Raw genomic sequence first — 14,083 nt, forward strand, 5'->3', positions numbered from 1 at the left:
CGCAGGCCGGCCCTCCGGGCTCAGGTTCAGGCGACGGACGCGGCCGCGCGCTCGGTCGTCGCGATCGTCGCCGAGCCGACCACACGCGTGCCGTCGTACAGCACGATCGCCTGGCCGGGTGCCACTCCCCGCACCGGCTCGGCGAAGGAGACCTGGAGCTCGTCGCCGACCAGCTCGGCGGTCACCGGCGTCTCGCCGCCATGGGCGCGCAGCTGCGCGGTGTACGTTCCGGGGCCCGCCGGAGCCGTCCCGCACCAGCGGGGCTTGATCGCGGTCAGGGCCGTGACGTCCAGTGCCTCGACCGGGCCGACCGTCACCGTGTTGTTCACCGGTGAGATGTCCAGGACATAGCGCGGCTTGCCGTCGGGGGCAGGGTGGCCGATGCGCAGGCCCTTGCGCTGGCCGATGGTGAAGCCGAAGGCCCCGTCGTGCGTGCCCAGCTTCGACCCCGACTCGTCGACGATGTCGCCCTCCGCCGTGCCCAGGCGCGAGGCGAGGAAGCCCTGGGTGTCGCCGTCGGCGATGAAGCAGATGTCGTGGCTGTCGGGCTTCTTGGCGACCGCGAGTCCCCTGCGCTCGGCCTCCGCCCGGATCTCACCCTTGGTGGTGAGGGTGTCGCCGAGCGGGAACATCGCGTGCGCGAGCTGGCGCTCGTCGAGCACTCCGAGGACGTACGACTGGTCCTTGGCCATGTCGCTGGCACGGTGCAGCTCGCGGCTGCCGTCCTGGCCCATGACGACCGTGGCGTAGTGGCCGGTGCACACGGCGTCGAAGCCGAGGGCCAGCGCCTTGTCCAGCAGCGCCGCGAACTTGATCTTCTCGTTGCAGCGCAGGCAGGGATTGGGGGTGCGGCCGGCCTCGTACTCCGCGATGAAGTCCTCGACCACGTCCTCGCGGAAGCGCTCGGCGAGATCCCAGACGTAGAAGGGGATGCCGATGACGTCCGCGGCGCGGCGGGCGTCGCGCGAGTCCTCGATGGTGCAACAGCCGCGCGCGCCCGTACGGAACGACTGCGGGTTCGCGGACAGGGCCAGGTGCACACCGGTGACATCGTGCCCGGCCTCGGCGGCGCGCGCGGCGGCGACGGCGGAGTCCACTCCGCCGGACATCGCGGCGAGTACTCGGAGGGGGCGCTGGGGAGTCTGAGGAGTCATAGCTCTACCAGGGTAAGGGGCTCCGGGAACCGAAAGCTCGCGAGTATGCGTTGGGCATCGCATGGGGAGCGAATCGAAGCGCGGCGGCAAGCGCCGCAAGGGGCGGGGCGTCAGTCGGCGGGCCGTGCTGATCGGCGGAGGGGCCGTGGTGCTCGGCGTCGGCGCGCTGGCGCAGGACGAGCTGCGGCGTGCCTGGTGGAAGCTGCCTGGGATGGCGAAGCCGCGCAAGGAGGGTGAGCTCGACCATCTGGGCGCGGAGTGGACGGCGGCGTCGCGGGCGAACTGGCGGCTGGCGGACCGGCCCGACGACTACCGCATCGACCGCGTGGTCATCCATGTCGTCCAGGGGAGCTTTCCGACGGCCCTGAGGGTCTTCAAGGACCCGGGGCACGGCGCGGCGACGCACTATGTCGTGCGCAAGGACGGGCATGTGGCGCAGATGATCCGCGAGCTGGACGTGGCGTTCCACGCGGGGAACCGCTCGTACAACGAACGCAGCATCGGCATAGAGCACGAGGGTTTCGTGGACCGGCCGGCCGGTTTCACGGACGCGATGTACCGGGCTTCGGCGCAGCTGACGGCGGGGATATGTGTGCGGTACGACATACCTGCCGACCGTGAGCACATCATCGGGCATGTGGAGGTGCCGGGGACGGACCACACCGATCCCGGGCCGCACTGGGACTGGAACCGCTATCTCGCGCTCGTACGCAAGGCGCTGCCGACGGCACGCGAGGCGGCGGGGTCCTAGGCGGCGGGGCGGGCTAGCTGAGCCCTGCGGTACGGGCCCGTTCCACCGCGGGGCCGATGGCCTCGGCGACCGCCTCGACATCAGCCTTGGTGGAGGTGTGGCCGAGGCTGAAGCGCAGAGTGCCGCGGGCCAGGTCCGGGTCGGTACCGGTGGCGAGCAGCACATGGCTGGGCTGGGCGACGCCGGCCGTGCAGGCGGAGCCCGTGGAGCATTCGATGCCCTGGGCGTCGAGGAGGAGGAGCAGGGAGTCGCCTTCGCAGCCGGGGAAGGTGAAGTGCGCGTTGGCGGGGAGACGGTCCTCCGGGTCGCCGCCGAGGATCGCGTCCGGGACTGCCCTGAGCACGGCCTGGACGAGTTCGTCGCGCAGTGCGCCTATGTCGCGGGCGAAGTCCTCGCGGCGCTCGGCGGCGATGCGGCCGGCCACGGCGAGGGCGGCGATCGCGGGGGCGTCGAGGGTGCCGGAGCGGACATGGCGTTCCTGGCCGCCGCCGTGCAGGACGGGGACGGGGGTGTACTCCCGGCCGAGCAGCAGCGCGCCGATGCCGTACGGTCCGCCGATCTTGTGTCCGGAGACGGTCATGGCGGCGAGGCCCGACGCGGCGAAGTCGACGTCGAGCTGTCCGAAGGCCTGGACCGCGTCGGCGTGCAGCGGGACGTCGAACTCCCCTGCCACGGCGGACAGTTCCTTGACCGGCATGACGGTGCCGATCTCGTTGTTGGCCCACATCACGGTGGCGAGCGCGACATCGTCGGGGTTGCGCTCGATGGCTTCGCGCAGGGCCTCTGGGTGCACCCGTCCGTACGCGTCCACCGGCAGATACTCGACGTTCGCGCCCTCGTGCTCGCCGAGCCAGTCGACGGCGTCCAGGACGGCGTGGTGCTCGACGGGGCTGGCCAGCACCCGGGTCCTGGCCGGGTCGGCGTCGCGCCGCTGCCAGTACAGGCCCTTCACGGCGAGGTTGTCGGCCTCGGTGCCGCCGGAGGTGAAGACCACCTCGCTGGGCCGCGCGCCGAGCGCCTCGGCGAGGGTCTCGCGGGCCTCCTCGACGGCGCGACGGGCGCGGCGCCCGGCGGCGTGCAGCGCGGAGGCGTTGCCGGTGACGGTGAGCTGCGCGCTCATCGCCTCGACGGCCTCCGGCAGCATGGGAGTGGTCGCAGCGTGGTCGAGGTAAGCCATGGTGGCCACGATTCTACGAGGCCTGCCGGGGGCGCGGACGCGGCGCAGGGGTGTACGGCCGTGCGGGGGCCGCTCCCCCAGCCGCGGGCGTCAGCTGCCGAAGCCCCAGACGACGGCTCCGTTCGCGGTGACGAGCACGGCGAGGACGGCCAGGTCGGCGATGCCGAGGGCGAGTCCGAGGAGGGCGCGGCCGCGGCGCGCGGTGCCGCGCCAGAGGGAGATGCCGGCGAGAACGACGGCGATCGGGCCGAGCACGATGTTCATCACGAGCAGGCCGACGAGACCGAGTACGAAGGCGGCGACGGCCATGCCGTCGGCGTCCCGCCGGGCGCCGGGCCGGGCGCCGGGGTCCCCGGTGCCGCTATTGGGGCGAGCGTTTCGTGCGATGGCAGTGAGTTGCATGGCGATTCTCCGGGTCAGTGTCGGCGGGCGCGGCGCTCGCGCACGGCGAAGACGAGCAGCCACAAGCCGATGACGGTGCAGGCCACGAGGGATACGGAGAAGGGGAGTTGGACCACGGCGCCCAGCATGATCCCCAGCAGAAGGAGCGCTGCGACGAGGCCGATCATCGTCTTCCTTTCAGATTTCGGAGTCTTGGGTGAACACTTGTGGGTACGTCTGTTCACTGACTGGCGAGCCTACTCTTCCCTTCTTGGGAGAACGGTTGTTTACTGAATGGTATGAGTCACAGTCACACCGTGGGGATCCGCCAAGCCCAGAAGCAGAAGACCCGTCAGGCCCTCCTGGACGCCGCGCTGCAACTGCTCGAGGAGCAGAGTCTGAGCAGCCTCGGCCTGCGTGAGGTGACCCGGGCGGTGGGTGTGGCGCCGACCGCGTTCTACCGGCACTTCCGGGACACGGCGGATCTCGGCGTAGCGCTGGTCGAGGAGACGCTCGGCAGCCTGCACGCCACGATCGGCGAGGCGCTCGCCGAGAGCGGTGACGACGTACGCATCGACCGGACGGTCGCGCTGATCGCGGAACTGGTCCGTACGTCCCCCGCGCATGTCCGCTTCATCGCCCGCGAGCGGCACGGCGGTGTACAGCCCGTGCGGGAGGCCATAGGCGCACAACTGCGACGGTTCGCCGACGAGGTGGCGGCGGCGTTCGGCCGGGAGCCGGAGGCGGCGGGGTGGAGCGAGGCGGATCTGAAGATGCTCGCGGGCGTGTATGTGGACCACATGGTCATGACGGCCTCAACGTTCCTGGAGGCCGGTCCGGAGGGCGAGGAGCAGGTCAGTTCGGTGGCGCGCCGTCAGTTGCGGCTGATCAGCCTCGGCCGTCGGCACTGGCTGGACTGACGGCGCGTCTCCTTCAGAGCGTGGCGGGGGCCGGTGCCGTGAGATAGGGGAATGCCCTCGTGCCGCGCGGCGGAATGGCGAAGGTCGCGCGGCTGCGGACCTCGATGAAGCCGTTGATGCCGTTGCGGCGCCGGACTCCGACCGCAGGGTGGTGGGACGGTGCGTCCGCCGCGTTCATCACCGCGCGGGTCGCGTGGAAGTCCTCCATCGTGCGCTGCAGGGACACGAAGTGTGTGCCGGGTGCGCCGTGGTCGAGGGTGGCGAAGTCCCTGCGGTTGATGCGGGGGCGGCCGTTCAGGCGGGCCCGTCCGGTGGCCTGGGCGTGGCCGACGAGCCCGTGGGACGCTGCCGTGGCGGGCAGTTCGTCCGCGTCGCTCCGTGCGTCGTCCACCAGTTTCTCGGCGGCTTCGGCGCTGATGCCGGGGGAGAACATATGGGCGCTGCGGGTGTCCGCGTCCTGCTCGTACCAGCTGTCGATGTCGAGCGTCAGATAGCTCACGTGCATCGTCGTCCCACCGGCGAGCGGCCCTTCGGTGATGGTGATGCTGTCCTCGTCGGCCTGGTTGCCGCGCAGGCCCGAGTGGAAGCCGAGCATCAGCGGCGCGCCCTGAGGCAGGCCCGCGCCGGGCAGCCGCCGGGCCGGCAGACCACGGCCCACGAATCCGGTCCGTACCTCGCGCAGCCGCAACCGGGTGCGCTGGTCGAGAGGGCCCGCTCCGAAGAGCCGGCCGCTGACGCCGTCCAGCAACTCCTCGTCGTCGCTCGCGAGATGAAGGCAGGCATCGATCTCTTCGAGGACGGGATTCTCCCAACGGGCCATGGGAAGAGGCCGCCCGACCGGGGAGCGGCGCAGCGAAGTGTGCCGCTCGAACCAGCCGGGCCCCCAGGCCAGAGCGGTGAGCAGCCCGTCCGGGCCGTACGGGAACTCCTCCTCGAGAGTCCGCAGCGCACCCTCCAGCCGGGCGGCGTCGTCCGGCGTCGGCGTACCCACGACGTCGAGCATCAGCAGCCGGTGGAACAGAGGTGCCAGGGGCCGGCCCTCGGGATCCGTACGGAACGTCGACTCCCAGGCGTGCTGGGCTTCGGGGAGCGATGTCATGAGAGGTCCTCGGGGTCGGGGCCCGGCTGGTCGTCTGTGTCAGGACGGAGGCGGGCGAAAGCCGCGGCCCAGTCGGCGGCGGGCTCCCCCGGCTCGTTGTAGAGGGCGAAGGTGGTGGAGCGGGCCGCAGGGATCTCGACCGCGGCCACGAGCGTGGCGGCGATGTCGGCACGGGCCACCATGCCGTCGGGCCTGGGGTGCTGGGTGAAGGTCAGCGCGTGTGAACCGGGGGGATCGTCGGTGAACCAGGTGGGCCGCACGATCGTGTAGGGCAGGCCACCGGCGCGCAGTTCCTCCTCCGCGGCGACCCGGCCCGGCAGCAGCGCGTCGTCGATCCGGTTGAGGGGGTGGGCCGGCCCGTGGCCGACGGCGAAGGAGCTGAGGAGCACCAGATGCGGCGATGCGCCGACGGGCGCGGCCGCGGCGATCAGGCTGCGTACGGCCTGGTGCGTATGGTGCCAGGCGTTGCCGCGCCGGGGGATGAGGACGATCGCGTCCGCGCCGGCGAGTGCCCGGCCGACGGCGGAATCGTCCCCGAGATCGGTGAGTTCGACGACGTCATGGCCCCGTTCCCGGGCCGCGCCGGCGACCAGCAGACCGGTGGACCCGCGATAACCCGATGCCGCGACCACGATCCGGGCCACGGTCACGCACCTTCGTCGACGGTGAGCGCGGCTTTGCCGGCCACGCGGCGCTCCCGGAGGGCCTCCATCGCTTCGGGGAGGCGCTCCCATGAGCCCGTCCAGCCCACGACCGGATCCATCTGCCCGGCGGCCATCAGCCGCAGCAGTACGGAGAGATCCCCGCCAACCGGCTCTCCGGAGCCGAACACCCAGAACGGGTGGAGCGTCTGACGGACATGCGGGACGAAGGAGGAGATCGTCAGAGCGGCCGGCAGCCGTGACGACGTGCCCAGCAGCACGATGTGCCCCAGCGGGGCGAGCAGTTTGAGCGCGGTCGTCAGCACCTCGCCGCCGACGGACTCGAAGATGAAGTCGAACTCCCCTTCCAAGTTTCCGAGTTCATCGATGACCGTGCGGGCCCCGAGCGCCGCAACGTCCAGCGACCTGTGACTGCCGGTCAGTGCCGTCACCTCGGCACCCGCGGCCGCCGCGAGCTGGACCGCGAACGATCCCACGCCGCCGCTCGCTCCGGTGATCAGCACCCGCTGCCCCAGCAGCGCCCCGCCGCGGCGCAGCGCGCGCAGAGCTGTCAGCCCGGCCACGCCCAGGGTCGCCGCCTGCGGCACCTTCACCGTGTCAGGCAGGGGCGCGATCCGGTCGGTGGGAACCGCCACGTACTCGGCCCAGCCGCCGAAGTCGACCATCGCCGCCACGCGCGTCCCGGCTACCGGACCGCTGCCGTCGGCCGCGGCGCGGACCACGGTGCCCGCGAGGTCCTGGCCTGGGCGCCACCCCTCCTCACGCCGGGCGAACAGGCCCAGTTCCCCGCGGTTGACGGAGAAGGCCCCGACCCGCACCAGCGCCTCCCCGGGCTCGGGGCTGGGCGCCGGTACGTGTCGGAGGTCCGGGCCTTCGGGCGTGCCGACGTAGGCGCGCATGGTCGCGGGGTCGGCGGGGCCAAGGGTGGGATTCATGACGTTCACGCTAGGAGCGCGGGAGTGCCGGAGGGAAAGACCGGTGTGCTCTCGACTCATAGGCGACGCTTCTGAATCCCGATGCCGATCCGATGCCGATGCGGTTCCCGATTGCCGATACCGATACCGATTCGGATGCGGGTCCCGATTCCGGCGTTTTCCGCATGCCTATGCTGGTGGCGATGACACCTGAAGCGAGATTGCTCCGCTACTTCCTGGCCGTCGCCGAGGAATCCAACTTCACGCGGGCGGCCGAGCGGCTGCACATCGCGCAGCCCGCCCTGAGCGCCCAGATCCGTCAGCTGGAGGCCCAGCTCGGCGTGCGGCTGCTGGAGCGCACGACGCGCAGGGTGCGGCTGACCGACGCCGGACGGGCGGTCCAGGAGCGCGGAGCCGCCGCCCTCGCCGCGCTCGACGAGGTCTGGGACGCCGCGCGGCGAGCGGGCCGCGGTGAGCTGGGCCGGCTGCGGCTCGCCTACAGCACGAGCACTGGCTACGGCACGGTCCCGCAGCTCGTCGAGGCCATGCGCGCCCGCCACCCCGACGTACAGGTGAGCGCCGAGCCGGTGCGTACGCCCGACATCGCGCGTGCGGTGCTTGACGGACAGGTGGACGCGGGCGTCGCGCGTACGCCCGAGCCGGTCGCGGGGGTACGGCTGCGCCCGGTACGCCGGGAGCGGCAAGGGGTGCTCGTCGCGGCCGGGCATCCGCTGACGGCCGACGCGCCCGCGAGTGTGAAGCTCGCGGCCGTCGCGGAGTTCCCGGTGGTGGTGCATGCGCGGGAGGCGAATCCGGCGCACTACGACCAGGTGGTCGAGATGTTCCGCCGGGCCGGTGCGACGCCCCGGCTGATCGAGCGGTCGGTTGCGTTCGACCCCACGCAGCGGGTGCTGCGCGACGGGCACATGGTGGGTCTGGTGGGCGAGGGAATGGCGGACGGCCTGGCCGACTGGCTGCGCTGGGCGCCGGTGGCCGGCCCTGTGGACGAACTGGTGACTCAAATCGTCTTTCCGGAGGGCGAGTTGCCCCCCGTGACCGCACGCTTCGAGGAAGTGGCGGCCGCTGTCGCCGAATCGGCGGGCTGGCTCACCTCGGCGGCCCGGGCGTCCTGAACCGGATCCCCGGCGTCGTGAACCGGATCCGCTGCGGCCATCCAGTGCCGCGTCGCTCCCAGGAGTGTGGCGATGACGGCCGCCCTCTCCTCCTCGTCCGGCACGCGGGGTGCTCTCTCGTACACAGTGGCTTCTCCCTTCTGAGTGGGGCCACCCGGTCCCGCGCCAAGGGGCGTTGGACCGGGCGGCCCCTCAAACAGAGCTCCTGGGGGCCGGGACGAGGTTCGCCAGGGACTGCACCGTCCCGTGCCGTGCGTGCCGGGTGGGTGCCCAGTCGACCAGGGACGCCCCCACGGACATGCCGCCACCGAAGGCGGCCAGCAGGACGCGGTCGCCGACGGCCAGCCGGCCCTGCCGGTGCGCCTCGTCGAGGGTGACGGGGACAGAGGCGGCGCCGGTGTTGCCGTACCGCTCCAGCGTCAGATGCAGCGCGGCTGATCCGAGCCCCAGGTCGGGCCAGACCTCCGCGAGCATCACCCCGTTGGCCTGATGCGGGACGAAGTGGTCGACGGCGTCGCCGGTGACCCCTTCGGTGGCGAGCAGATCCCGTACGGCCGTCGGCAGTTGCTCCTGCACAAAGCCACGCACCTCGCGCCCTTCCATCCGGAAGTAGTGGTCGCCCTCGGCGAGAGTCGCCGGGGAGGCGGGGAGCCGGCTGCCGCCCGCCGTCACGCCGATGAGGTGGTGCTGGTCGCCCCGGGTGAGCAGGCTGGTCCTGATGACTCCCTGCCCCTGGTCGACCGGGCCGATGACCGCGGCGCCTGCGCCGTCGCCGAAGAGGGCGGCGGTTTTGCGGTCGGAGTAGTCGAGGATGCGGGAGTAGATGTCGGCCCCCACGACCAGGCCGTATGACCCCCGGTTGTCGCCCTGGAGCAGCCGTTCGGTGACGGTGAGCGCATAAATGAAGCCGCTGCACACCGAGTTGATGTCGAAGCCCGCCGCGTTCCGCGCGCCGAGCAGGTTCTGGACGATCCCGGCCGTCGCGGGCTGCGGCTGGTCCGGCGTCGAGGTGGCGACCACGATGTACGACAGGTCCGCCGGCCGCAGCCCGGCCTGCTCCAGCGCCCGCCGGGCCGCCTCGGCCGCCAGGTCCGAGGTGGCTTCCCCCGGGGCGGCCCGCCGGCGCTGACGGATTCCGGTCTTGCGGACGATCCATTCGTCGCTCACCCCGGCGCCCCGGGCGATCTCCTCATTCCCCACGACTGTGGCGGGGAGGTAGGACCCTGTGCTTACGATCCCGATCGGGCCGTACATATCGCCTCCTGGTGTCGGGGTCATCGGACCGCGGTGACTTCTGGCGGGGCCATGGCCGGGGCGGGGGTGCGGCCGGGGAAGATCCGCTGCCAGCCCGCACGGGCCGCGTGGTCCGCGAGGACGGGGTCGTCCCCCACGACGACCGGCCGGCCCACCGAGGCGAGGAGGTCGAGATCGCTCGAGTGGTCCCCGTAGGCACTGCACTGGGCGAGGTCGAACCCCCGGACCGCCGCGGTGGCCCGCGCGGCGCGCCCCTTGGCCGATCCGATCATGGGGGTCAGCACCTCGCCGGTGAGCCTGCCCCGGCGGATCACCGGCCGGGTGCCGATGGCCCAGTGGGCGCCAAGATGTTCGGTGACCGGCTCCAGGCAGGCGAAGAAGGAACCGGACAGCAGGACGACGAACTCGCCCTGCTGAAGATGGTGTTGGAGCCGTGTCCGCGTTTCGGGGATGAACAGACTCCCCTTCTCCTGCTCGGCGGTGAACCACTCGCGGCCGGCCCGGGCCAGCTGCTGTGCGCTGTGACCCGCGTAGAAACGGTAATAGTGACGGTTGATGTCCTTGCGGGGCACCCCCAGCCCGGCCGAGTGGCGCAGTTCGGCGGACAGACGCCCGTACGTGGCCTCGGGCTCGCCCCGCTTGCGCAGATAGAACTCCAGGAAGCTGAACATGCTCTTGACGTTGATCAGCGTCTCGTCCACGTCGAAGAACGCGGCCGAGGTCTCCCGTACAGGCGGATTCAGGTACCTCATGACCGGAACCCGACCCGACTGAGGGTGAGGGAGAAGACGCACAGTGTCTCGCCGTCCTGGTCGGCCACGACCCGCACCGGCAGCTGGCCGGCGGACGCGGACGCGGCGGGGTCCAGCTCCAACGTGCCGCCCTGTGTGTAGTACTCGTGCTCGTCGGTGGCCGGGGCCTGCCGCTCCTCGCCCACTTGGGAGGTGATCACGGTCGTCTTCTCCAGCTCACCGAACTGACTGAAGACCACGGACAGGGCGGTGGGGAGGGTCTTGGAGGGTGACATGCCGCGGGCCTCCAGCGCGGTCAGCAGCGCGATCTGCCGGGCGGCCTCCGCGATCACCATGCCGGGCAGGTGGTCCTGCGGGTGGTCGAACATGCTCGGGTGGTCACCCGGCATCCGCAGCACCGCCCGAGCAGTGTCGTCCTTGGCCGCGGCGTCGGCGAGCACCACATTACGAGGGTTGGTCCGGCCGACGAGGTACGGGTCCACGGCCTTGGCCGGGCTGGTGTCCTCGTGCGTACCCGACGACGGCAGCGGCATTCCGCCGCGGCCCTTCAGCCGCAACTCCATGTAGTCCGCAGGTGACTTGAACCGCAGGCCGACGGCGGCCGTGCCGATCTCGGTCCGCCCGACGAACAGGCCGATCTCGTAGTCCAGTCCGGTGGTACGGCCCTCTCGCCGGCGGTGGGCGACGACCATCACCCGCATCGACAGTGCGCAGGGGGCAGTCCCCACGGCTATGCGTTCCAGGCGCGTCAGCTGGATGCGCAGATGGGTGAGGATGAACTTGTGGTCGGCCGGGACCTCGTAGAACTCATGGGCGCCGGCCAGGCATGACTGCCTGCAAGCCTCCAGGAGCAGCACCGGGTCGTAGGCGCTGGGGCGCAGCAGGTGGTCACCGTAATAGGCGTGGGAGCGCGGGAGTTGAGCGGCCGCCGCGTAGCACGTGTCGCTGAGCGGCCTCAGGTCGGTGAGGAACACCTCGCCCAGCGAGTCCCTGTGCACCAGTGCGCGGTCGACAGTCCGGGTGAAGGTCAGCTCGGCGTCCTCTGGGGTGAGGTCGTCCAGCGAGAGAGTCGTGGTCGTCATGGTCAGAGCCTGCCTTTGTGAGATGGGTCGGCCCTGTGCATGGACCGCCTGCGGTGAAATGAGAATTCGGTCATGTTCGATCGCTCGTGTCCGGAAGTTCAGTCGTGTTCAAGGAGCATTCCTGTCCAGGTGAAGCCGGCCCCGGCGCCGAGCAGCAGGACCCGGTCGCCGGCGGCGAACTCCTCGTCGGCGAGGTGGTCGAGACCGGCGATCTGGTCGCCGCTGCCCAGGTGTCCGACGGTCCGCCCGAAGTCCCACAGCGACTTCGCCTCGCCGCCCGGGAACTCGGGAAAGTAGTTCTCCTCGAGAAGGCGCAGCCCCAGGTTGGGGTAGACGACCCGGCGGAGCCGGGGGTCGTCGCCGTCCGGCAGCAGGGCGCGGCCGATCTCGTTGACGGCCGCCCGGGTGGCGCGCTGCAGCCGGTCCGCGCCGTGCTCGCTCAGGAACCGCCGCTTGGCGCTGCGCACGTCATGCTCCGCGTCGAGGAGTTCGGGGTGTTCGGGCAGGGGCGCGTCGGCGCGGTGGAGGCCTTCGAGGCCGGGATCGGAGACCGTACGAGTGCTCAGGACCCGCCATCCCGGTCCGGACGGTCCGGACGGCCCCGATGTCAGGACCGCTGCCGCGGCCGCGTCGCCGTAGACGATGCCGTAGTCGGCGGTGAACCGGTCGAAGCCCGAGGAGGCGAACTGGTCGGCCGCGACGACCAGCGCGCTCCCGCCGCTGCTTCCCGCCAGAAACCGGCTCGCCACGTCGAGTGCCAGCATCTGGGCGTTGCACCCCTGGTTGACGGTGAGGGGCAGCGCCTGGGGACAGCCGAGTTGGGACTGCAGCCAGGAGGCAGGTGACCAGAGCCGCTTGTGGCCGTGCCGGTGGATGGCGGTCACGAGCAGCAGCTGGAGGTCCTCGGGTTTGGTACCCGCCGCGGACAGTGCGCGCTGGGCCGCGATGAGCGCCATGTCCGCCGGGTAGAGGGTGTCCTCGGCGCAGACGGTCCGGTAACCCGTGGAGAGGATACGGTCGGCCTCCCCCGCGTACCGCTCGGCGGCGTCGGCGACATCCAGCCGGGTCTCGGGGAGGTAGCTGCCGGTGCCGGTGATCGTGAGAACGGGCGTGGTCATACGGCGACTCCCTTGGTGACGTCGTGGTGGTGCGCCTGCTCCGTGTGCTCCGCGTGTTCGCCGGGCGGCTGGGTGATCACGGCCGCGACATGACCGTCGGGCCGTACGAGTACGGCGGCGGGGACCGGCAACAGCGCGGCCTGGCGGGGCGTCTGTCCGGCGCTGAGCGTGCCCGCCGGGATGCCGGTTGCCCAGGCGGCGGCCGAGGATTCGCCGCCGGGCGGCAGCAGCAGGGTGAAGTGGTGGGGATCCGGGGTGTGGCCGGGTACCCGGGCGCCCGGCCGCAGCCGGTAGGTGTCGCGGTGCGGCCGCTCCTGGGGACCGACGCCGTCGGAGTCGGCGGCCGGGTAGCTGACGTACAACTGGCTCCAGGCCTCGGCGAGTCCCGAAAGCGCGTCCTCCACGGCCTGGTGCGCGGCCGGGGTCACCGCGTCGCGCATGGCGTCGAGGAGCCCGAGCACTCCGGTCGTGCGGGCGACATCCGCGGCGACGGCCCGCCGCTCGCGTGCGTAGTCGTCGAGCGGACCGGGGCCGGCCGGACCGGGGTCCGCGCCGTCGAGGAGGTGGCCGAGCCGCCAGGCCAGCGCGGCTGCGTCGCCGAAGCCGGTGTTCATGGCCTGGCCGCCGGCGGGGGAGTTGAGATGGGCGGCGTCCCCGGCGAGTACTGCCCGGCCCGTACGGAAGCGGTCGGCGAGGCGCTCGTGCACCTGGTAGTGGGCGACGCGGCGCGCCGCGGCCAGCCGTAGCGTGCTGCCGAATCCGAGGCGGTCCACCGTCGACTGGAACTCAGCCACTGTGACGGTCGTATCGCGATCGAGCTGTGCGGCGGAGACGGGGCCCGCTATGCGGACCAGGCCGTCGGGGAGCGGGAGGAGGGAGACCGCCCCCGCCGGGCCGATATACATGGCGGACTCGTCGCGGTCGACCGGCACGGCGGGCGTGCCCTCGGCAAGGAGGTAGCTCATGGGGTAGGTGACGCCGGGGAATTCGACGCCGAGCCGCTCGCGCACGGTGGAGCCGGCGCCGTCGGCGCCCACCAGATAGCGCGCGGTGACGAGGTGGGGGCCCGCCTCACCGGTCAGCTCGGCCTGGACACCGCCGTCGTCCTGCGTGTGCCGCGCGTAGCGCAGACCGCGGATCAGCCGGCCGCCCATGTCCCGGTACGCGGCGGCCAGTACCGCCTCGGCCTCGGGCTGGGGCACATTGAGGTAGTACGGGTAGGCGGTGTCCAGTCCGGCGAAGCCGACGGTGTGTGTGGCGCCGCGATACGTATGGAAGGAGATCCGCTGCTGGGGGACGCCCCGCGCCTCCAACTCCGCTCGCAGGCCCAGCGCTTCGAATTGTTCGAGGGCCCCCGCGTGCACCATCACCGCGCGGGTGCGCCGGTCGATCCGGCTCTCCCGGTCGACGACGACACAGTCGACGCCCCGGCGCCGCAGTTCGCAGCCGATCATGAGGCCGGTCGGCCCGGCGCCGATGATCAGGACGTCGGTCCCGGTGTGCGTGACCGACCCGTGGTTCGTCTCTCGATGCATCATTCCCCCTGGGTGACAGCGGTGTTCATGGCGGCGCTGGTGTTCATGGCGGGGCTGGAGTCCATGGCTGATGTTCATGGCGGGGCTGGAGTCCATGGCGGGGCTGGTGTCCATGACCGGGGGCCATGGGTGGGACTTCGATGGCCGGACC

At 71.7% G+C, this 14,083-nt stretch carries 15 protein-coding genes; 3 read left to right on the top strand and 12 right to left on the bottom strand.

The features are described 5' to 3' along the window. Nucleotides 1-26: 26 nt before the first annotated feature. The gene (gene mnmA, locus QFZ67_RS11290; protein ID WP_307660947.1) at nucleotides 27-1,154 is read right to left on the bottom strand and encodes a tRNA 2-thiouridine(34) synthase MnmA; all 1,128 of its coding nucleotides are present in this window, start codon (nucleotides 1,152-1,154) and stop codon (nucleotides 27-29) included. A 61-nt stretch (nucleotides 1,155-1,215) separates the two neighbouring features. Between mnmA and QFZ67_RS11295 the strand changes: the two genes are divergently transcribed. After that, entirely contained in the window at nucleotides 1,216-1,905 is a 690-nt protein-coding gene (locus QFZ67_RS11295; protein WP_307660948.1) for an N-acetylmuramoyl-L-alanine amidase, read from the top strand. Between the two features lie 13 nt (nucleotides 1,906-1,918). Here the strand turns inward: QFZ67_RS11295 and QFZ67_RS11300 are convergent, their stop codons facing one another. From QFZ67_RS11300 to QFZ67_RS11310, 3 genes are all read right to left on the bottom strand, one after another. Beyond that, nucleotides 1,919-3,082 (bottom strand): cysteine desulfurase family protein, encoded by a 1,164-nt coding sequence (locus QFZ67_RS11300; protein ID WP_307660949.1) that lies wholly within the window; start codon nucleotides 3,080-3,082, stop codon nucleotides 1,919-1,921. Nucleotides 3,083-3,172: 90 nt separating this feature from the next. Next, nucleotides 3,173-3,484, bottom strand: a complete 312-nt coding sequence (locus tag QFZ67_RS11305) for a DUF4190 domain-containing protein (RefSeq protein ID WP_307660950.1) — start codon at nucleotides 3,482-3,484, stop codon at nucleotides 3,173-3,175. A 14-nt stretch (nucleotides 3,485-3,498) separates the two neighbouring features. Next, entirely contained in the window at nucleotides 3,499-3,651 is a 153-nt protein-coding gene (locus QFZ67_RS11310) for a hypothetical protein (RefSeq protein ID WP_307660951.1), read from the bottom strand. Nucleotides 3,652-3,762: 111 nt separating this feature from the next. Here QFZ67_RS11310 and QFZ67_RS11315 point away from each other — a divergent pair, with 111 nt between their 5' ends. Beyond that, a complete protein-coding gene (locus QFZ67_RS11315; RefSeq protein WP_307660952.1) occupies nucleotides 3,763-4,383 on the top strand; it encodes a TetR family transcriptional regulator in 621 nt (206 codons plus the stop codon). 13 nt (nucleotides 4,384-4,396) lie between these two features. Here QFZ67_RS11315 and QFZ67_RS11320 read toward each other — a convergent pair whose 3' ends face one another. From QFZ67_RS11320 to QFZ67_RS11330, 3 genes are read right to left on the bottom strand one after another with little or no spacing between them, the layout of a single operon-like run. Further along, complete coding sequence (locus QFZ67_RS11320; RefSeq protein ID WP_307660953.1) at nucleotides 4,397-5,482, bottom strand: hypothetical protein; 1,086 nt, start codon at nucleotides 5,480-5,482, stop codon at nucleotides 4,397-4,399. Next, nucleotides 5,479-6,126 carry an NAD(P)H-binding protein gene (locus QFZ67_RS11325; protein ID WP_307660954.1) on the bottom strand — a complete coding sequence of 216 codons (648 nt, stop codon included), beginning with the start codon at nucleotides 6,124-6,126 and terminating at the stop codon, nucleotides 5,479-5,481. Before QFZ67_RS11325 ends, QFZ67_RS11320 begins: the two co-directional genes overlap by 4 nt. Nucleotides 6,127-6,128: 2 nt before the next feature. After that, nucleotides 6,129-7,079: a zinc-binding dehydrogenase gene (locus QFZ67_RS11330; RefSeq protein WP_307660955.1), complete on the bottom strand. Its 951-nt coding sequence runs from the start codon at nucleotides 7,077-7,079 to the stop codon at nucleotides 6,129-6,131. A 182-nt stretch (nucleotides 7,080-7,261) separates the two neighbouring features. Between QFZ67_RS11330 and QFZ67_RS11335 the strand changes: the two genes are divergently transcribed. After that, nucleotides 7,262-8,191, top strand: a complete 930-nt coding sequence (locus tag QFZ67_RS11335; RefSeq protein ID WP_307660956.1) for a LysR substrate-binding domain-containing protein — start codon at nucleotides 7,262-7,264, stop codon at nucleotides 8,189-8,191. Between the two features lie 192 nt (nucleotides 8,192-8,383). On the opposite strand, the gene QFZ67_RS11340 is transcribed toward QFZ67_RS11335, so the two are convergent. The 5 genes from QFZ67_RS11340 to QFZ67_RS11360 form a co-directional block, all read right to left on the bottom strand. Next, nucleotides 8,384-9,469, bottom strand: a complete 1,086-nt coding sequence (locus QFZ67_RS11340) for a 3-oxoacyl-ACP synthase III family protein (RefSeq protein ID WP_307660957.1) — start codon at nucleotides 9,467-9,469, stop codon at nucleotides 8,384-8,386. After that, nucleotides 9,466-10,197 (bottom strand): HAD family phosphatase, encoded by a 732-nt coding sequence (locus QFZ67_RS11345; RefSeq protein WP_307660958.1) that lies wholly within the window; start codon nucleotides 10,195-10,197, stop codon nucleotides 9,466-9,468. Before QFZ67_RS11345 ends, QFZ67_RS11340 begins: the two co-directional genes overlap by 4 nt. Further along, nucleotides 10,194-11,279 (bottom strand): ScbA/BarX family gamma-butyrolactone biosynthesis protein, encoded by a 1,086-nt coding sequence (locus QFZ67_RS11350; protein WP_307660959.1) that lies wholly within the window; start codon nucleotides 11,277-11,279, stop codon nucleotides 10,194-10,196. Before QFZ67_RS11350 ends, QFZ67_RS11345 begins: the two co-directional genes overlap by 4 nt. 98 nt (nucleotides 11,280-11,377) lie before the next feature. Beyond that, on the bottom strand, nucleotides 11,378-12,397 hold the full coding sequence (locus QFZ67_RS11355) for a ketoacyl-ACP synthase III family protein (RefSeq protein WP_307660960.1): 1,020 nt from the start codon (nucleotides 12,395-12,397) through the stop codon (nucleotides 11,378-11,380). After that, nucleotides 12,394-14,046: an FAD-dependent monooxygenase gene (locus QFZ67_RS11360; RefSeq protein ID WP_307660961.1), complete on the bottom strand. Its 1,653-nt coding sequence runs from the start codon at nucleotides 14,044-14,046 to the stop codon at nucleotides 12,394-12,396. Before QFZ67_RS11360 ends, QFZ67_RS11355 begins: the two co-directional genes overlap by 4 nt. Nucleotides 14,047-14,083: the final 37 nt, after the last annotated feature.

This window comes from Streptomyces sp. V1I1, assembly GCF_030817355.1.
Taxonomy (GTDB): domain Bacteria; phylum Actinomycetota; class Actinomycetes; order Streptomycetales; family Streptomycetaceae; genus Streptomyces.